17 protein-coding genes and 1 pseudogene are annotated in these 20,142 nt (G+C 40.7%); 3 read left to right on the forward strand and 15 right to left on the reverse strand.

Features of this window, described 5'->3' with window-relative positions:
- Positions 1 to 46: 46 nt before the first annotated feature.
- A pseudogene (locus NQ541_RS06290) lies at positions 47 to 1,236 on the forward strand (IS630 family transposase).
- On the opposite strand, the gene NQ541_RS06295 reads toward NQ541_RS06290, so the two are convergent.
- The 13 genes from NQ541_RS06295 to NQ541_RS06355 form a co-directional block, all read right to left on the reverse strand.
- Complete coding sequence (locus NQ541_RS06295; RefSeq protein ID WP_005612356.1) at positions 1,233 to 7,823, reverse strand: DUF6531 domain-containing protein; 6,591 nt, start codon at positions 7,821 to 7,823, stop codon at positions 1,233 to 1,235. The pseudogene NQ541_RS06290 and the gene NQ541_RS06295 overlap by 4 nt on opposite strands.
- Positions 7,820 to 8,179 carry an ATP-binding cassette domain-containing protein gene (locus NQ541_RS06300; RefSeq protein WP_005612355.1) on the reverse strand — a complete coding sequence of 120 codons (360 nt, stop codon included), beginning with the start codon at positions 8,177 to 8,179 and terminating at the stop codon, positions 7,820 to 7,822. Before NQ541_RS06300 ends, NQ541_RS06295 begins: the two co-directional genes overlap by 4 nt.
- Before the next feature lie 62 nt (positions 8,180 to 8,241).
- The gene (locus NQ541_RS06305; protein WP_005612354.1) at positions 8,242 to 9,348 is read right to left on the reverse strand and encodes a helix-turn-helix domain-containing protein; all 1,107 of its coding nucleotides are present in this window, start codon (positions 9,346 to 9,348) and stop codon (positions 8,242 to 8,244) included.
- A gap of 29 nt (positions 9,349 to 9,377) precedes the next feature.
- Positions 9,378 to 10,982, reverse strand: a complete 1,605-nt coding sequence (locus tag NQ541_RS06310) for a putative ABC transporter permease subunit (RefSeq protein ID WP_005612353.1) — start codon at positions 10,980 to 10,982, stop codon at positions 9,378 to 9,380.
- Positions 10,972 to 11,688 (reverse strand): ABC transporter ATP-binding protein, encoded by a 717-nt coding sequence (locus NQ541_RS06315; protein ID WP_044905753.1) that lies wholly within the window; start codon positions 11,686 to 11,688, stop codon positions 10,972 to 10,974. The genes NQ541_RS06310 and NQ541_RS06315 overlap by 11 nt, the downstream gene beginning before the upstream one ends.
- A gap of 288 nt (positions 11,689 to 11,976) precedes the next feature.
- Positions 11,977 to 12,459 (reverse strand): preQ(1) synthase, encoded by a 483-nt coding sequence (gene queF, locus NQ541_RS06320; RefSeq protein WP_005612351.1) that lies wholly within the window; start codon positions 12,457 to 12,459, stop codon positions 11,977 to 11,979.
- A 15-nt stretch (positions 12,460 to 12,474) separates the two neighbouring features.
- Positions 12,475 to 13,158 (reverse strand): 7-cyano-7-deazaguanine synthase QueC, encoded by a 684-nt coding sequence (queC, locus tag NQ541_RS06325; RefSeq protein ID WP_005612350.1) that lies wholly within the window; start codon positions 13,156 to 13,158, stop codon positions 12,475 to 12,477.
- Between the two features lie 10 nt (positions 13,159 to 13,168).
- Positions 13,169 to 13,741 carry a GTP cyclohydrolase I FolE gene (folE, locus tag NQ541_RS06330; protein ID WP_196809889.1) on the reverse strand — a complete coding sequence of 191 codons (573 nt, stop codon included), beginning with the start codon at positions 13,739 to 13,741 and terminating at the stop codon, positions 13,169 to 13,171.
- Entirely contained in the window at positions 13,738 to 14,403 is a 666-nt protein-coding gene (queE, locus tag NQ541_RS06335) for a putative 7-carboxy-7-deazaguanine synthase QueE (protein ID WP_005612348.1), read from the reverse strand. The genes folE and queE overlap by 4 nt, the downstream gene beginning before the upstream one ends.
- Before the next feature lie 15 nt (positions 14,404 to 14,418).
- On the reverse strand, positions 14,419 to 14,838 hold the full coding sequence (queD, locus tag NQ541_RS06340) for a 6-carboxytetrahydropterin synthase QueD (protein WP_005612346.1): 420 nt from the start codon (positions 14,836 to 14,838) through the stop codon (positions 14,419 to 14,421).
- A gap of 253 nt (positions 14,839 to 15,091) precedes the next feature.
- A complete protein-coding gene (locus NQ541_RS06345) occupies positions 15,092 to 15,487 on the reverse strand; it encodes a hypothetical protein (RefSeq protein WP_005612344.1) in 396 nt (131 codons plus the stop codon).
- A gap of 35 nt (positions 15,488 to 15,522) precedes the next feature.
- Entirely contained in the window at positions 15,523 to 15,672 is a 150-nt protein-coding gene (locus NQ541_RS06350) for a hypothetical protein (RefSeq protein WP_005612342.1), read from the reverse strand.
- A 99-nt stretch (positions 15,673 to 15,771) separates the two neighbouring features.
- Complete coding sequence (locus NQ541_RS06355) at positions 15,772 to 16,305, reverse strand: macro domain-containing protein (RefSeq protein ID WP_233417835.1); 534 nt, start codon at positions 16,303 to 16,305, stop codon at positions 15,772 to 15,774.
- Between the two features lie 237 nt (positions 16,306 to 16,542).
- Here NQ541_RS06355 and istA point away from each other — a divergent pair, with 237 nt between their 5' ends.
- Positions 16,543 to 18,087 carry an IS21 family transposase gene (istA, locus tag NQ541_RS06360; protein ID WP_005608790.1) on the forward strand — a complete coding sequence of 515 codons (1,545 nt, stop codon included), beginning with the start codon at positions 16,543 to 16,545 and terminating at the stop codon, positions 18,085 to 18,087.
- Positions 18,084 to 18,860, forward strand: a complete 777-nt coding sequence (gene istB / locus NQ541_RS06365) for an IS21-like element helper ATPase IstB (protein ID WP_005608787.1) — start codon at positions 18,084 to 18,086, stop codon at positions 18,858 to 18,860. Before istA ends, istB begins: the two co-directional genes overlap by 4 nt.
- Before the next feature lie 86 nt (positions 18,861 to 18,946).
- On the opposite strand, the gene NQ541_RS06370 is transcribed toward istB, so the two are convergent.
- Positions 18,947 to 19,204 (reverse strand): macro domain-containing protein, encoded by a 258-nt coding sequence (locus NQ541_RS06370; protein WP_005612338.1) that lies wholly within the window; start codon positions 19,202 to 19,204, stop codon positions 18,947 to 18,949.
- A gap of 51 nt (positions 19,205 to 19,255) precedes the next feature.
- Positions 19,256 to 20,134 carry a GIY-YIG nuclease family protein gene (locus tag NQ541_RS06375; protein WP_005612335.1) on the reverse strand — a complete coding sequence of 293 codons (879 nt, stop codon included), beginning with the start codon at positions 20,132 to 20,134 and terminating at the stop codon, positions 19,256 to 19,258.
- Positions 20,135 to 20,142 lie beyond the last annotated feature (8 nt).

Below are 20,142 nucleotides of genomic sequence, written 5' to 3' on the forward strand. Positions count from 1 at the left end.
TTTCTGTAGTATACTGTTCTCATCAAATCAAAAGGAGCATTAAACTATGGGAAGAAAAGCATCCACTATTAATCTTAGCGAGGACGAACGTTTATATCTTGAAACTCAGATGCGTGCAAGAACAATTCAAGCCCAGACAGTAATTCGGGCAAGAATTTTACTACTCAAAGCAGAAGGTATTTCAGTTGACCATATTGCAGACAAAGTAGGAATGAATCGCAAAAGCGTCATGCTCTGTATCAATAAATACCTTGAGGGTGGTGTGGAAAATGCTCTGTTTGATGCACCCGGTCGTGGCAGGAATGCTGAAATAACCGATGATGAAAAAGCCTGGATAATAAATATCGCCTGTCAGAAGCCTGTCAATCTTGGATATTCAGCAGAAGTATGGACGCGTGCTCTTCTTACAAAACATATTAATAAATTTGCCGAAGAAGCAGGTCATACAAGGTTGTCAACAATCAGTCAGTCAAAGGTCCGCACAATACTGGAAGAAGCGGATATTAAGCCTAACAAAATAACTTATTACTGCGAAAATCGTGACCCTGATTTTGACCAGAAAATGCATAATGTTCTTCTTGTATATAAACAATTGTCTTTACAGTTTGACGAGAAGGGACAGCTCATTCCGTTTAAGGAGGATGAACAGGTTGTACATGTACTTTCCTATGATGAAAAACCCGGAATTCAGGCAATTGCCAATACCACAGAAGACCTCTTGCCGGATGAAAATCACAAGACGGTCAGCCGTGATTATGAATATAAACGTCTTGGAACTATTTCACTGCTTGCTGGAATCGACTTACAAACAGGGGAGCAATTCCGCTTGTAAAAGATAAACACAGCAGCAAGGAATATATTGAGTTTCTAAAAATACTTGATTCAAAATATCCGGAGACTGACCGGATTCGTCTGGTATTGGATAATCTGAAAGTTCATTCTTCAGAGGAAACCCGAAAATACCTTGCGACAAAGCCGGGAAGATTTGAATTTGTGTTTACTCCCAAGCATGGTTCATGGTTGAATCTTGTTGAGGGATTCTTTAGTAAACTCACACGTCAGATGCTAAAAGGCATACGTGTAAAAACTAAGGATGAACTTGTGCAGCGTATCTATAGATACTTCGATGAAGTAAACGAACAACCTGTCGTATATCACTGGAAGTATAAGCTTGAAGAAATTAATTCAAGTGAAGAGGTGGTGGTTGATACGTTGCCAATTCAAAAGTCCAGTTAATTAATAACGGTTATACTAGGTGCTGCAGAAGCTGTGACTCCCCCAGCGAAGCTATGTTGTATTCCAACATTTCCCTTGGCATCAAAAGATAGCCCTATTGAGAAATCATAAGTCCAAACACCTAATGTACCCGATATATTAATTCCTCTAGTAACTGTCAGATTTACATTATCTTTAGTCCCAGTAATCAGGGTATTTATTCTTTTATTGGTGCTACACATAATCCGATTAATATTTGCTCTAATTTCATTTGATCGTATTGTTGCAAAATTATAAAACGAACTATATTGTTTATTCTTGCTTTTACTATGTCCCCCGACTAATTTTACTCCTTTAGACATTTTTGTTCTGTTATAAGAAGCATTAGTATAAAAAGTATTATTCTTATAAGCATTTGAATTAGTACTAACATTTCTTGTTGATCTACTTATTGTACTACTTCTCGAAGATCGGCTCGTATGACTAATTGCATTTTTTACTGTCTTAACAACATTTTTTACAGTTTTTATAGCTGTTTTTGCTGCTTTTACAACCGTTTTTACAACCTTTTTTGCCACCTTCTTAGCTGTACTCTTAATCCTGCTCCATAATGAATGTCCTGTCGGATCACTGTAATTCAGCGGATTATTGGTCGCATAATCGTAGCGATTTCTGGTTAATGGATTTTCTGTCGTTCCAAGATCACTATCTTCAGTTGTAAAGGTTCCGTTCTCTGCGTTATAGTATCTTGCCCGCAGATACTGAAGTCCTGTTTTTACATTTGTGGACTCTCCATTGTAACCGTAATAATTGACTCCATCTGCGGTTCCTGATGTAAGGTTACCGTATGGATCATACTGATAACTGTTCGTCAGGTTAGCATTTTCTGTCAGGATTCCGGTTACACTGTTTCTTCCGTCATATAAATAATAACTGCTTTCTTCCGATTTATCAACGCTTACCCGTTCTCCAATTCCACTTTCTCCATAAGTATAAGCCTGACGTACTTTCTCGTCTGCTCCATACTCTGCAAGGACTTCTGTATTCTCGCGATTGATATCGTTGATATACTCTGTCAATGTGTAACCTTTGGCATTTGAACCGCCTTTTACCAGAGAGGCAAGCTGCTCTTTCGGGCTGTTTCCATCTTCGGTACGCTGGTTCGCCGGAATCAGGACTTCATCGCCATAGCAGTCTTCCCATTTATAGGTGTTATCAAGTTCGAATACCCGGTTGTTATCTCCATCGTACATGGCTGCCATCAGGACTGTTCCACCCTGTTTTACTACTGCCAGACGATTCTCTGCTGTGTATTCATAAGTAACCGGATCTGCACTGTTTGTCTTATCACATTCCTGGATCAGATTGCCATCTTTATCATAGCTGTAGGTTGTTCCCGGATCGCTCCAGATCTTTGCATTGGTGCGTTTGATGAGCTGGTTGGAATCGTTGTACTTATAGTTATATTTTGCTTTGCTGACACCATCTTCGATCTTCTCGTAAGAGGTCCGGTTTCCAATCTTGTCATAAGTATAATTATGAACTGTCTTTTTACCGCCTTCTACTTTTTCCGTACAGCGTGTCAGTTCCCAGTTATCATCATACTCATAAGTACGTGTTGTCTGGATCTCTTTTTCCTGATGCTCACAGTCTGCTTTGTCTGTCTCTTTCTGTGTATCGCCCCAGTTGTACCAGTCTTCCCAGCTTGGCGTCTTTCTTGTTCCGGCTTCCAGTTCCGTAGCTGTTTCTCCAACTACATATCCCTGATCATTGTACTTGTACTCATAAGTACTGATTACTTTGCCGCAGGAACCACAGGTATTCACAATCTTTGTGATATGATCTTCTGCATCGTAAGATACTTCCGTCTTTGTTCCATTGCTTCTAATGACTTCTGTCACACGATTCAGTGCATCATGCTTGTAAGTGGTTACTTTTCCATTACGGTCTGTCAGTTTTACCAGATTATCATTTAAGTCATATTCATAGCTGATCTTTGTACCATCCGGGTATACGATTGCCTGCAGATTATCTGCATCATCATAGACGTAGCTGACATCCTTTTTCGAACCGTTTGTTACTTTGGTGATTCTTCCGAGTGCATCGTATTCGTAGCTGCTCTTGCCTGTCTGATCCTTCATGGATACCCGTTCCCCGGCACTGTTATATGCGTAGGTCACGTCCTTTTCGGATTTCTCGCCTTTTGCGTTCTGATATGATTTCTCCAACAGGTCATTCAGTTTGTCGTAATCATACATGGTTTTCTTGCCGCTTGCCTGTGTATATCCGGTCAGTCTGCCTTTTTCATCATAGTCGAATTTCTCCGTTCTTCCTGCCGGATCTTTGATGGATGTCAGGTTGCCTTCCAGATCATAAGTATAATTCGTTGTCTTATTTGCTGCATTGGTGAAGGTCACCAGGTTATCCATGTTGTCGTAACCGTAAGTTGTTACACCGCCAAGGGCATCGGTTACTTTGGTCAGATTGTCATTCTTGTCATATTCCAGATGGCTCTTTAATCCGGTCTTATCTGTAACAACCTGAATATTACCATGTGCATCGTAATCAAATCCTGTTGTGAATCCACGCTTGTCTGTAATAGAAGTTACCCTGCTGTCCTTATCATAGGTATAGGATTCCTTCTGCTCCAGTGCATCGGTCTCTTCTGTTACACGATTGTCTTTATCGTAGACTGTCTTTGCAACATAGCCCATCGGATCTGTTACAGATGTAACATTATAATTCTTGTCATATCCATAGCTGGTCTTTCTTCCACCCGGTTTGGTGATCTCAGTAATATTTCCTGCCGGGTCGTAAGTATAAGCAGTTATCTTACCAAGCGGATCAGCTGCAGAAGTCATCTGGCCTGCCAGGTCATAACTGTAGGTATTGCTCCGTCCAAGTGGATCTGTCTCCTTCACCAGATTGCCATACTTATCATAAGAAAAGCTGGTTGTTCCATCCAGTGCATTGGTAGAAGACTTCATGTTATGGAGCTTATCGTAAGTATAAGTGGTGGTACTCTTTAAGCTGTCACTTTCTTTTACCACGTTGTCCACTTTATCATAAGAGAAATTCTTGGTATAACCCAGTGGACTGGTCATACTCTTCAGACGTCCGGCTTTATCATAACTATAGGTATACTCTCCACCATTCGCCTGTGTCATCTTTGTGACATTGTCATTCAGGTCAACACTGTACTGTGTCTCATTTCCCTTTGCATCCGTTACAGAAATGACATTGCCATGCTTGTCGTAATCATATTTGGTAACTGCTCCCTTTGGAGAAATCTGTTCCGTCATGTTACTCAGGCTGTCATATTTGTATTCGGTAATGAGTCCCATCGGATCTTTTGATTTGGTAAGATTTCCAATGGCATCATAACGGTATTCATTTGTTTCTTTTAACGGAGAAGTCTCCCCGATCTTGCGGTCCAGTTCATCATACTGGTATGTTGTCGTATTTCCATTTCCATCTGTCTGGGATACGAGGTTGTCATTTTTATCGTAAGTATACTTGGTAACCGTACCGTTTTCATCGACAGATTCCGTCACATTATCATTTCCGTCATACTTAAAGGTGCTGGATGCTCCCAGTGGATTTGTCTGAGAGATAACCCGGTCCTTCTTATCGTAAGCATATTTATATGTAGCTTCCTCTTCTTCTGTCATGGATAACTGGTTGCCGACTTTATCGTAGGTAAAGGTTGTTTTATGACCTTCCGCATCCGTTACCGCTGTAATGCGGTCCATAACATCATATTCATAAGATGTGGTACTTCCGTCTGCTTCAGTAAGTTTCAGGAGTCTGCCGTACTGATCGTACTTGTATGTTGCTGTCCTGCCAAGTTCATCGGTCTGTGTCAGTACATTTCCGGCACCATCATAAGTATAATCCATGCTGTTTCCACCATTGTCGGAGGAATGGATCAGGTTGCCTGCTCCGTCATACTGATAGGTAATTACGAGTCCCTGTGCATCCGTACATTTTACAAGCTGTCCGATGGCATCGTACTCCAGCAGCACCTTGTCTCCTGTCGGCAGTATTATGGATGTGTTATTTCCCTCTTTATCATACACATAGCTGTACGCATTGCCGAGGGCATCTGTCATCTTTGTGCTGTTACCCTGTGAATCGTATTCGTAAGTAGTCTTTCCTTTCAGGGCGTCCACCGTCTGTTCCAGATTGTCGGTGGAATCATATTTCATTGCTGTAATGTTGCCCTTTGCATCGGTTACCGATGTCATGTTTCCATTACCATCGTAAGTCATGGTACTGGTATTTCCATTTTCATCGGTAGAGGATACTAGATTTCCATTTAAGTCATACTTCATGGATACGGTATATCCAAGGGCATCTTTGGATGTAGTCAGATTTCCTGCCTTGTCGTAAGCATAAGTATCTGTTCTTCCCTCTTCATCGGTAGAAGATACCAGATTACCTGCTTTATCATAAGTATATGTGGTAGTTCCACCTTCTGGGTTGGTTTCACTTAAGCGGTTTCCTGTATTATCGTAGGTATAAGTCCAGGTTCTTCCACTGTCATCTGATTTTGATACCAGATTGTCTGCCGCATCATAAGTATAAGTGGTAACTGCACCTAATTCATCTGTCTCTTTAGCGAGCCTTCCGCAGTTATCATATTCCTTGGAATGGCTGCTTCCATCTCCATAGGTAATCTTTGTTTCATTTCCTAATGCGTCATATTCATATTTGGTTATATTACCAACTGCATCTTTTGACTGAAGCACCTGTCCAAGGGAATCAAACTTGGATACGGTTGCATTTCCATTTCCGTCGGTATATTTTTTCAGATTTCCTGCTTTGTCATATTCATAGAGCTTTGTTCCAAAATCCTGATTACTCTCTTCTATGACACGTCCCATGCTGTCATACTTATAAGTAATTGTATTTCCTTTTGCATCGGTTGCTTTGACCTGCTGATAATTCTTGTCATAAACGTAGCTGATCTGATTTCCTTTCGGATCTGTACCACTGGTCATGTTGTACATCTTATCGTAAGTATAAGTGGTGGTATTCCCCAGTGCGTCCGTACTTGCCGTAATATTTCCCACACCATCCAGTGTATAAGCGGTCACACCGCCATCGGCTGCTGTCTTGGAAGTCAGATTGCCATTCGCATCGTAACTGTTCGAGGTTACATTTCCAAGTGGATCTGTCATGGTAACTGCACGATTCATCGCATCATACGTGAATCCCCATGCTGCTCCATTTCCATCCACATATCCGGTCATGTTCGGTCCATCATACGAATATGTTGTTGTGACACCTCTGCCGTCTGTCTGGGATACCATACGATGTTTGTCATCGTAAGTATAAGTAATGGCTGTTCCATCCGGTTTTGTAGATGTGACCATATTTCCATTACCGTCATAACTGTAAGTAACCGTTGCTCCGTTATATCCGGTTGCACTGGTCAGCTTATTCTGCTCATTATAAGTATAAGAGGCTGTCTTTCCATCCTCTCTTGTCTCCGTTGCTACATTGCCAAATGCATCATAAGTGTAAGTTTTTGTTCCGGCTGCTGTCGTTTCGGAAGCAAGCTGATTTTCTGCATTATAAGTCTTTTCACAAGTTGTTCCATCCGGATATTCAATGGATGTTGTACGGTACTGATCATCATAATGATAAACGGTCTTATTTCCTTCGTTATCCGTTGTTGTAGTAGAACTCTTTCCGTACTTGAAAGTTGCCGTTCCTTTTTCTGCATCGGTCTGCTCTACGACTCTTCCTTCTTTATCGTAAGTATTCTTTACAACCGTATTGCCATTCTCATCTTTCCAGCTTGTCATACGGCTGTCATCATCATATTTGTACTCTTTTGTTGTTCCGTTCGGGTCTGTTACAGATATCAGGTTTCCCTGTTCATCATATTTGTAAGAAACTTTTCCACCATCTGGAAGAGACAGTTCCTTGATATGCCCGAATTTATCCTGTTTTACCCCGAATGTTTTTCCGGATGGTGTGGTAATCTTGCTCAGATTATAATCATCGTCATAATCTAACACTGTCTTAAATCCATTCACATCCGTTACATAACGTAAAATTCCATATTTATCAAATGACCAGACGCTCTGATCCGCATCTGTCAGTTCCCATCCGATGTAGTCATGGTCTGTATCTTTATAGCTGACTGCTTTTAAATCGTATACATAGCCATCCGGAGCAGTGTAGCTTCCATCTTCATTCTTATCAAAGATCAGATAACTTCCGTCCCCTCTCATATACAGAAGACTTCCGTCCTCCATTTGAGAAAGTGACTGGTCATAGTTAAAGCTCCATCCACGTCCGAACATGGAATGCTGGTCTGTTCCTTTGGAATTGTAGCTTCTTGTAATGGAGAATTCCCCATTCAGCTCATTCATCGTCGCATCGGACTGATCCATGTAGAAGTTACCAGTATTTAAGTTGACTGGTTCAAATCCAAATTCACAGTGCAGGCCTCTTCCCATCAATGCTCCGTCAATCCGCATCTTATCCTGATCGGTAAGCGGTGCAGGACTATATGGAACATTTGTCTGTGGGTTACGGATAAAGATCATGTTGTTTGCGACTACCAGTGCATCCATAACCTGATTGTCTTTCATAATGTTCTTAAGCGGAACACCATAATATTTTGCAATCTTCGGAAATGTATCAAACTGTTTAGGTTTTCTTTCACCGTTAGCGGTTTATCAAGTACGCTATCCTGAAATACAACACCAAGCATCCTTTTTGTCTGTGCACCGGCTTTGTCAGTTTCTATTCCGTTTACCTGAACCATTCCACTGTCTTTTTTCAGCAGTCCGCAGAGAATAGAAATAGTTGTACTTTTCCCTGCACCGTTTACTCCAAGAAACGCAAACAATTCTCCTTTTTTCACACGAAAGCTCAAATCACTTACCGCTTTTACTTCGCCAAAGCTTTTATTCAGATGGCTGATTTTAATGATATCTGATTCCATATTTGCTCCTTTTGTTTCATTTGCCTTGTTCTTTTACTCATCATCATTTTCTCACTTATCGGCTAATATTTCTCACCAATCCCCTTCAGTCTCTTCACAACCCCATTATACCTTTTTTCATCCATAAGTCCAGCAAATGCGGGATTTTTCTCTACTGCCTCTACCATGCTGGAAACTATAAGCTTTTCTGAACGGGGTGCCTGATTTCCAAGGTCAAATTGTAGAAACCACTCATCAATTCTGTCAAAAAATGCATCGCCATGAAGCACAAGCGGAAAGAAGCAATGCTCGCATATATATGTGTAACGCTCAAGCATGTCAAGTGCCTTAGCATTTTCTCCATGCATGCAGTAAATCTGAGCGCCAGTAATATATATTCCTGCCGTTGTATTGGGATGAAGCTCATCCATATTATAAATGTCTATACAGTCAATGGCTCTGGTAATTATCTGCTCGGCCTTCGTAATGTCAGCCGCATTTAACAGGGCTAATGGTGCTGAATCACAGATAAGAAACAGCAGATGCTGATACATCGCAACCTGATATGCATCTATAGCACCCTGTATATTGCCAATACCCTGATAGACCTGTGCCAGCAGCTCTGTATCGCGGCTGATTGGATGCAGCCTCTCATCCATTAGGTCCATTACCTTCATCGGCTCACCAAGAAGCAGATAACAGGAGGCTTCCAATGTGAGTGCATCTTTTGCATCATTCACGTCCTCCGAAAGACTTCTAATCCTTTGTGTAAGCTCAATACAATGCTCATAAATGTGTGCCGGTGCATCAGAAAGTGTTGCATGATTTAAGTAAAGAATTGCCATCTGTAACAGGAATGGAAAGCAGGAATAGTATTTCTTCTCCAGCTCTCTGCATTCCGCCATTGCCACCTCGAACTTTTCATTAGCAAATATATTCTTTAGCTGACTGTAAAGCTCCTTAATCTGCTCTCTCGTAAGTTGAGGCTCGTAGCCTATCAGCTCATCAATGGACACGTTAAAATAAGTAGCCAGCTTAGGAAGCAGCGTAATATCCGGAAAACTCACACCACTTTCCCACTTCGACACCGCCGCCTTGGAAACACCAACATAGCTGGCAAGCTCCTCCTGTGTAATTTTCTTTTCATGACGAGCAGCCAAAAGCTGCTTTGCTATATTTATCTCAGCCATATTTTGCCTTCCTTTGCATACACACTAACCTACTTGCATCGTCCATAAAGCACTGCCGCAAGCACCGCAAGAATTCCACTAAACATAAGTATACTAAGCTCTCCGCCAAGATTTCCTGACAGGTAAAATGTTCCCGCAGCCATGGCAAGGTAGATTATAATACTGGAGAATATTCCAATCATAGAGGACATTCCCTGCTTTACAACTACAACCTCATTTTCCCATTGGTAATTAGGGAAGCATATATTGATAAACATTCCAAATACCGTTGAAAATGTTACCGAAGCCACAGCAAATACAATATACAACAGGGCTTTCACTACATTTACACGAAGGGAAATTATAAATATAACGCTGCATATAAGAGAAACTGGCAGCACCATACATATGTTAAAAAGCATCTTTCCTTTATAAAGAGTCCTTTTACTAATAGGCAGACTTTCCACTACCCAGAGATTTCTTCCCTCTAAGGAAAGTGACACCGCACAGGTGTTGCACATATTTACAACCATAGAAATTCCAAATGGTACAACATTTGAAATGACTGGCAAAAGTGCTGCCATGTCCTTTGCATTTACCCCATCAACATTAGAAATCAGCTTATCAACGCCCAAAAATGCACTGGCAACCGAGGCAATAAGAGCCAATATAAGCCCCATTCCCATATTAATCATATAGACAGATGAGGAAGTAAATCTCTTTGCTTCCTTGTACGCCAGTGCAGTAAGTACCGAGCTTTTCTTTAACTGACCAACCTTATAGTTAGATGATGCCTGATGTGACTTAAGTGCAGAATTTATCCTTCCATAAAACTTTGCACAAAAGCCTAAAAATACCGCATATACAGCTACCGAAAATCCAATAAATAAAAGAATATGCTGGACATTTCCATAGACAACGCCATTGTCAAACCACAATGACACTGGATATATTTTATGAATTATTCCAGAAATAAATGCACCCATATCAGTAAGCATTGCAAGCATCATGGCTTCATCAGCCATAGCATTTTGATTGAGCCAGAAGCTTCCAAACATTATGCCCAAAAACAAAATCACCGTAGCAATAAGCTGAACTGCCGCTTTGTGCTTAAAGCCTGCACCAATGGCTAATATTGCCATTCCCACAGCGGCAGCTATTGTCATAGGTAGCAGTGGTGCGAACAATATTCCAAGGAACCAGAAAGCCACGGTCCCTGCATTAAAGCCATTCCACATTTCATAGCCCACTGCCATTGGCACCATTACTACCACCGCAAATGCAAGATTGTTAATATACATAGAAAGAAACTTCGACGCAATAATTGTCCTCGTCTTTATAGGAAATGCTGTAAGCATATCATAATCTCTTGTGCTAAAAAGAATTCCATTGGTTTTTAAAAATGTGAAGAACAAAATAACAATAGAGGTAATCATAAGTGCATAGCCAGGAACCACATAGGACATCCCAAGATAGCTGTAGCCATATGAAATTCCAAAGCAGTAACCTGCCAGAACAATTGCGAGGAAAATGTATAAAACACCCATTGCTATGTATCTGTATTTAACCTTTTTGTTTCTTTCATTTCTAATAGTTCCTAATCTGAACCTGTTTAGAAACTCTGTTTTAAGAAGTGATAAAAGATTATTTGTCATCCGTCGTCACCTCCATAAATATATCCTCCAAGGACTGATTCTTAACTACCTCTTCCATATTTCCTGAAGTAACAAGCTTACCATCCTTAATAATTGCAATCTTATTGCAAAGCTTCTGAGCCACCTCAAGCACATGAGTAGAAAAGAATATTGCACTTCCCTGTCGGCACAGCTCCTTCATAATATTTTTTAAGTCAAGTGCAGCCTTAGGATCAAGTCCAACAAATGGTTCATCAAGAACCAACAGTTTTGGCTCATGAACTAACGCAGAAATAATAGCCACCTTCTGCTTCATACCATGGGAATAAGATGAAATCAAATCGCCAAGATTCTCTGTAATTCCAAAAAGATCTCCATAAGTTTTAATTCTTTCCTGTCTGACACTCTGTTCAATCCCGAATATATCTGCAACAAAATTAAGATACTGAATACCTGTAAGAAATTCATATATATCTGGATTATCTGGAATATATGCCGTTATACTCTTACATTCCATAGGCTCCTTTTTTACCGAATGTCCATCAATATAAATCTCTCCCTCAGTAAATTCTAACACTCCCACTACCGATTTGATAGTAGTACTCTTACCTGCACCATTGTGTCCAATAAAGCCGTAGATATCTCCAGCCTCCACCGTAATGCATAAATTATCAACCGCCTTTTTATTACCCTTGTAGGTCTTTGAAAAATTCTTGATTTCTAATATATTCATATAATCTACTCCTTTGATTAAGTGTTTATGATTATATTATACTCACTTCACCCAGACACACAATGGATTTGACGTTGATTTTTGTTTATAAAGTTAACTTGTGGTTGATTTAATGTAAGCACTTAGTTTTTGGGTAACTAGTATAATTCACTTTAAATAACAAACCAAATCTGAGGGTACATCTAACGAAGCAATTGCTGACAAACTGGATATTGAAGAGTTATTGAAAGCAATCGAAGGAAGTAGCAAGAGCTATGAGGAAATCTGACAGATGGCTTTTCCTTACCTATTATCCACCTTCTCCGGATACATATCATGATTTGCCATACGGTTAAATGCCACATCTTCCCACTTAGTTCCTGGCTTCCCATAATTGCAGTATGGATCAATGGAGATTCCGCCACGAGGTGTGAATTTGCCCCACACTTCAATATATTTTGGTTCCATCAGCTTAATCAAATCCTTCATAATCACGTTCACGCAATCCTCGTGAAAATCGCCATGATTACGGAAAGAAAACAGGTACAGCTTTAAGCTCTTGCTTTCCACCATTCTCTCGCCTGGGACATACGAAATAATAATGTTTGCAAAATCAGGCTGTCCTGTAATTGGACAGAGACTTGTGAATTCCGGACAGTTAAACTTCACGAAATAGTCATTTTCTGGATGTTTGTTTACAAATGTTTCAAGCAGGTCAGGGTTGTAATCTGTCTCGTAATTGTTCTGCTGGTTGCCTAATAATGTTAAATTCTCTTTTTCTCTCATAGCTTTCTCCAATTTCTATTTTATTGCAGGGTCACTTACCCCATTTGCTGCAAATGCAGCCGCTCTGTCGATACAGGTTCCACATTTGCCGCAAGGCTCATCTTTCCCTTCATAGCAGGACCAGGTAAGCTCGTATGGTGCGTTAAGCTCTAAGCCCATCTTCACCACCTCCGCCTTAGTCATATTCACAAATGGCGCCTCCACCTTTAACTGATGTCCTGAGCCCTCAAAAATCGCCTGATTCATAGCATCATTAAACACCGGTGAACAGTCTGGGTAGGCAAAACCGGCGGAATCATCTGCATGTGCGCCATAAAGAATCACGCTGCAGTCCTTGCTTAGTGCAATGCTTGCCGCCGATGAAAGAAACAGTCCATTTCGAAATGGCACATAGGTGCTTACAGGCTTTTCGCCCTCCGTCTTTTCAATCTGCTTGGCATAGCTCTCCTCTGGAATTTCCTCTGTAGACTGCTGCAATAAAGAGCAGTTGCTATATTGAAAAATCTTACTCAGGTCCAAGAATAACTGCTCAACTCCATAAAATGCAGAAACAGCCTTTGCCGCCTGAATTTCTTTATCGTGCTTCTGTCCATAAGAAACTGACAGAGCAATTACATTGTCCTTTCCATATCGGCTCACTGCCAATGCCAGTGCCGTAGTGGAATCCACGCCACCACTTGATAATACTAATGCTTTCATAACTTCCTCCCTATCTTAGATACATTTGTAATGCTGCATCGTCTTTAAAACTTCCTCTTAGCTCTACAGTCATTGTTCTCGTGTTGTTTTTCTTAATTCCTCTTGCCGACACACAACTGTGATACCCTTCAAGCACTACGGCAACATCTTCACTTCCTGTTATCTCTGCCATAATATCCGCAATATCCTGACCAATTCTTTCCTGTAGCTGCAGTCTTCTTCCAACCATATCGCATATTCTTGCAATTTTTGATAAGCCTATAACCTTCCCATTAGGAATGTACGCAACTGTGGCCTTCATGTCATACATAAGTGCCATATGGTGCTCGCAGTAAGAAAACAGATCGATGTCCTTCATAACTACAACCTTTGAAGTATCAAGCTCCTCAATTCCATCCTCAAATGTCTTATCAAACATCTGTGCAATTTCGTGATTGGAGTAATTCATCCCAAGAAAGACCTCCTCGTACATCTTCGCGACTCGCTTTGGTGTATCCTTTAAGCCCTCCCTCTCGGGGTCGTCGCCCAACGCAACAAGAATCCCTCTAATATGCTCCTCAATCGCTTTCGTATCTATCATTATACGCCCCTTTCCTCTGGGTTCCAGATTACCTTGTGCATCTGAATCTGAAGACGCACGTCATTCATCCTTTTACTGGTCATGAAATTCACGATTTCCACTGGCTCAATTGAACCAAATACTGGACTTATGAATACCTGGCACCTTTCTGTCAGATGAAATTTTCCAATTATTTTCTCTGCACATTCCAAATCCTTGACACTGCCCGAAACAAACTTGACTGTGTCCTGCTTTCTTAGAACTTCCATATTGGAGAGAATCATTTTCTCCTCACAGCCGCTGGATGGCAGCTTGTAATCCATAGTAAGGCTAAGTTTTTCTTTTGAAAATGCATTGGCAAGGGGAGCAATATCAACAGCCCCATTAGTTTCTATCTCTACTCTGATGTCCGATTTATTCAATAACTTTTCTACTAAACTTCTAATATCCTTCTGTAATAAAGGCTCTCCCCCTGTCAGCGTCACATTTTTAATACCTGTCTCACTGACATATTCGCAAATATCATCCGGCGAAAGCTCCTCATAATCACAAGCTGGCTCATTGGCCCACTTTGTGTCACAGTAGGAGCAGTTTAAGTTACAGCCCTTGAATCTGATAAACACCGCCAATTCTCCGGCTCTTCTTCCCTCTCCATTAATACTTATAAATTTCTCAACAACTTTCATATTAGTTTCTTTCCTTTATTCTTCGTATGCTGCCAGGTTATTAGGTGTCTCATATACTTCCACTCTGTGGATTGGAAAGCCTTTTTCACTCATCAGCTCATAGAAATATTTTGAAAAATGCTCCGCAGTAGGTCTGAAACCAACTTCAATCATACGAAACTCTTCCGCCTGTAAAGCAGCAATTGTCGCACCTTTAAGAGAACCTTTTTCATAAATCAAGCTGTGGTCAAAATCATCACAGATATCCTCCAAGGCATTTTTTAAATCAGAGAAATCCACAAGCATTCCTCTTGTCTGCCCTTCATCCTTTAACTGGTCTGCTGCTATTTCAACAACAACTCTCCAACGGTGTCCATGAAGATTCCTGCATTTTCCGTTATACCCTTTAAGAAAATGTGCAGAATCAAAGCTACTCTCGGTTTTTAAATAATACATACTAATATCTCCTATATAATCTGGTAATTATAAAAACAGAATTGCTTAGAAAAGAACGTGCCCCACTATGAGTACATATAGAAAGCCCTGTAAATGTATACACACCTACAGGGCTAAATTACATAAAAAGTCTTCTTAGCAGCCCTGGTTTTATTTAACGACAGGATGGTACAAACGAACTGTCGTGCATTTTTATGCGATATATCTATTATAAGTATTTTTTTTGATATGTCAATCTTAAATTGCTCTACTGTTATTTTTCCCCCAGAAGCTGCACCTTTACCACGTTCATTATACGTGCCGGGTATGTTTCCTGGATTTCTCCTGCAAATGTTATTGAAACCATATCATTTACTGCCAAGTCGGACACTTCAATCTCTGTTCCTCTCCACTCCAAAGCAGTTTCTTCCGCAAGTAAAAACACAAACTCACCACGGTAGTTTATGTCATTTGCCTCAATTCCCTTAACAGTAAAATTCTTATCGTTAATCTGGGTAATTGTTGCATAGAAGGTCTCTGTTTCCTCCTTCGTCCATGAAGTTTTATTCTTATCCACTGCCACTTTATAGCCTATGAAAAATGATGCAACTGCGACTACTGCCAAAAGAATGCACACACCCGCAATGCTGGCTTTTCTTGACTTCCCCATCTATTATTCCTCCTTTTTCCCTAGAAGAATTTCCCTTACCTTTCTGGTTCGTACACCGCATCATAATATCCGTAAAATAACGCCAGCTTTTCCCACAGAAGCTCCTGCTCCTCGTCTGTATGAATGTCCACCAGTGTCCCGTACAAATCGAAAACGTAATTTTTATAATTTCTGCTTTTATCCATTGAAAACCTTCGAAAATACATTTTGCTATTTATATTGTGAGTATATATACTATACTTCGATTTGTAAAGTGGAAATTTGAGTTCTGCGATGATAGCGGTTTATCTCCTACAAAAATAGTGGAGGTTGGTTTCTACGGAGCTCTTTTGTTTCTTCATATTCCTGGCAAAGTGTGCTTCGTCGATCAGCTCAAATAATTTGTCATGAAATGAAACGCCAATATTTGCAAGCTGGTCTTCCAAAGAAATGTCTGCTGACAGCATACAAGGCTCTGCTAACCCTGTATCTTCCTTAATTGGATAGTTATCTTCTGCCTCTCTTTGAAGCATCTCCTCATAGAACGCTTCCTCTGACAATTCTCTCATGCGAGCACCACTTCTGCTTCGCACTGGATATTCTTTTTTTTGACTTTCCCTGACATAATTAGCATCTATGTAGGAATCAATATCACCCACAATCTGACCGGAAAGCTGAAAAGACCTTTTATCAAACACTACCAGTATGATTTCAATCTCATTTTCAGTAAGAAACTGGCTGAATACTGACACAGCAATCTGCAATGCCTTATCCTTCGGAAATCCATATACTCCTGTCGAAATTAATGGAAATGCTATACTCTCACACTCAAGTTCCAATGCTTTCTGTAATGATTTTCGATAACAATTCTCAAGGATTTCAAATTCATGATGCTTTCTGATTATTCCGGGGCTCTCTGAGCCACCTGTCCGGACTTTGAGAGCCACCATTCCGGAGAATGAGAGCCATATATTCCGGTAATTCAGAGCCACCTTATTTGGCTCTATTACATATATTTCCTTTATACTGTAAATACACACCTTTGGTGTGAATACAGATAAAGGAGGTCATAAGTTATGACCAAGTATCGTGAAATCCTACGCTTGAAAAGCTTAGGATTCAGTGAGAGGAACATCGCACAGAGTTGCGGTGTATCCAGAAACACAGTCGCTAAGGTTTTGAAAAAGGCAGCGGAAATCAAGCTTTCATGGCCGCTGGATTTCGACATGACCGACAGTGCACTAGAGGAGCTGATGTTTCCTAAGGATAAGTCGGCAACGAATAAACGCATGCCAAACTTTGACTACATTCGCAAAGAACTTCTGCGAAATGGTGTAAACAAAAAGCTTCTCTGGGTAGAATACTGTGAGGAGTGCCGCATGAGCAGCGAAGAGCCTCTAATGTATTCTCAGTTCTGCTACTACATCCAGAAGGATGAAGAAAAACGCAGGGCTACCATGCGTATCCCCAGAAAACCAGGTGAACAGATTGAAGTTGACTGGGCCGGTGACCCTGCCCACATCATTGATCCGGACACCGGAGAAATCACAGATGCATGGATATTTGTAGGTGTATTAACTTACAGTCAGTATGCTTTTGTAAAAGCATATATGAATGAGAAAATCGACAACTGGATCAAAGCTCATGTCCAGATGTTTGATTTCTTTGGAGGTGTCACACCTATGCTCGTTTCTGATAACTGTACAACCGCAGTGAATCATAAAAAGAGTGACTGGTACAACACTGCCTTAAACACAACTTATCATGAGATGGCAGAACATTACAATCTCGCCATCCTTCCGGCCAGAATCCGGAAACCCAAGGATAAACCGAATGTAGAGGGATCAGTAGGAAAGATATCCACATGGATAACAGCAGCCCTTCGCAATGAGCAGTTTTTCTCTCTTGCAGAATTAAATGCTTCAATCCGTGAAAAACTGGATGCCTACAACGCCCGTAAATTTCAGAAAAAGGAATGTAGCAGACTCAGTTTATTTCTTGGGGAAGAAATGCCATTACTGGCTCCGTTGCCTGCTACACCTTTTGAACTGGCTGAGTGGAAACAAGCCACCGTCCAGTTTAACTATCACATCGCAGTAGACAGAATGTTCTACTCCGTGCCTTATCAGTATATCAAAAATAAGGTGGATGTGCGTATAACAGATACAACGGTTGAAATATTTTATAATCACAATCGTATTGCCTCTCACAGACGACTCTATGGAAGAAGCGGTCAGTATTCTACAGTGACAGAACATATGCCACAGGAACACCAGAAATATCTGGAATGGAACGGTGACCGGTTCCGTAAGTGGGCTGATTCGATTGGAATTAACACAAGCAAGGTTGTCGATGCAATACTTACCTCCGGCAGGATTGAACAGCAATCCTACAGAAGCTGCATGGGATTACTGAAACTGGCAGAAAAATATTCGCCTGGAAAACTGGAGCAGGTCTGTGCTAAGGCACTTTCTTATTCCGGTAAACCCAGCTATAAAAGTATCAAAAATCTATTGGCTGCTGTGAAGAATGTACCTGGTACTGAACCAGAAGCATCTCAAGCAGAAAAACCACACGGCATAACCAGAGGAGCCAGATACTATGGAGGTAAACAATCATGACAAATCAAAGTACAATCGATAAACTTATTGAAATGCGTCTGACTGCTATGGCGGATGCATTCCGCATCCAGATGGATGATCCTACAATGAAGGAAGTGCCGTTCGAGGATCGGTTCGGTATGCTTGTTGATGTCGAATACAGCAACCGTAAAAACAATCGTCTGAAAAGGCTGATCCGCCAGGCTGAACTTGAGCAGCCAGATGCGAGCATTGCAGCAATTGATTATCATTCTGGGCGAAAACTGAACAAAGCATTGATTAATCGTCTGGCAACCTGTGAATACATTACAGAATACCGGAACATCTTTATTACTGGAGCAACTGGAAGCGGTAAAACCTACATGGCCTGTGCCTTTGGCATGGAAGCATGCAAGCACTATTACTCAGTACGGTATGTACGACTTCCTGATCTATTATTGGACTTACAGGCTGCCAGGGACAATGGAACTTTCTCGACTGCCCTGAAGAAATACACTAAGCCAATAGTACTGATTATTGATGAGTGGCTGCTTCTTAAATTGACAGAAGCTGAAGCCAGAAATCTTTTTGAACTGATACATAAAAGACGAAAAAAATCTTCAACGATCTTTTGTTCTCAGTTCCGTGAAAGTGAATGGTACCAGCAAATCTGTGATGGTGAAAGTACTCTTGCTGATGCCATCATGGATCGTATATCGTATGATTCTTATAAGATCGATATTGAAAGTGTTGACCCATCTAAAGACCTCTCTATGAGAGAAGTGTATGGACTGGATCCTGCAATGGCAAAGTAACTTAATAAATAAAATGGGGTGGCTCCGTTAGTCCGGACAGGTGGCTCTCGCCACACCGGACTGGCGGCTCTGCCGCACCGTAATATTCACTTTCCATCTGTCCATACCGGTCCTACTGTATGAATAATATATTTTGCCTTTAGATTATATGCACCGGTAACAGCAATATCACCTCTTGCAATCTTACCAATACCTGCTCTTTCGGCAAGAAGCTGTTCTTTTCCTGCTGCTTCATATATTGCTAAGTCCGTGCCACTTGCACATATCGGATTTGGATTAGCAGTATTTACGATTACATCTGCTTTTACCTTTGTTATATCGTTGCGAATTATCTTAAATGGCATTACATATCTCCTTATCTCCTAATTCTCATCTGATTTGCAATAACATTAGTTTCATTTTGTTTCATCACTTTCAATATCTTTAAGTGTAATACCGTCTGCATTTTTCCAGCTTGTCAATCCGTTAGCACTCTTACCTACCACAAACATTGCTGCACCAGATGGACTTGAAAACAAAACATCCTCCTGTAGAATACCCTCTACAATATTAGCTTTACTTCTTTTTTCTTTAATACCTGCTGAGATTGTCTCATCATACTCTTGAGCAATATGACTCCCATTTAGCACTACAAAGCCTTCAGATGTACGGATACCATCAGCTTCTATCTTTCCTATTCCCTTCACTGTTCTTTCCAAGTGCAACTTTATTTCTTCTTTTTCAATTTCGTTACCATCATTTTCTTCTATAGCTGCTGGTTTATTGACAGGTTCCAATACTTTGTATCCTAAAACACTTATCAAAATTCTAACATTATCAATAAATTCTTCCATGACTGCTATTTGTGATTCCTTCATCACCGTATTTCGATAAGTGTTTTTTGTAAGCACCAGATACCGTTTACACTGTCTTGCAATGTCCACAAATCGATTTTCAAGATAACGAATCAATGCCTTGTTCAGGTCTCTCCCTATAAAAATCACTGCCGTGGTCCAATAATATTTCTCTTTTTCAGCTTGATAATCTCGCAAATGTTGCAACAAACGTTCTTTTACATTTTCCGCTTCTCCGATATATACTGAATCTGTTCCATCATCTTCTTTGCAAAAGAGGAAATATACTCCCGCTTGAGCAATATCCTCTCTATGGCACGAAGACACCTCAATTCTTGGTATCTTAATTGCTTTTCCATTCCAATTTGACAACTCCGCTATAGTCAAGCTATCCGCTGTTCCATTGACCAAAAACAGCTCTATAGACTTTCCATATGCCATTGCTATTC

This window comes from [Ruminococcus] lactaris ATCC 29176 (genome assembly GCF_025152405.1).
Taxonomy (GTDB): domain Bacteria; phylum Bacillota; class Clostridia; order Lachnospirales; family Lachnospiraceae; genus Mediterraneibacter; species Mediterraneibacter lactaris.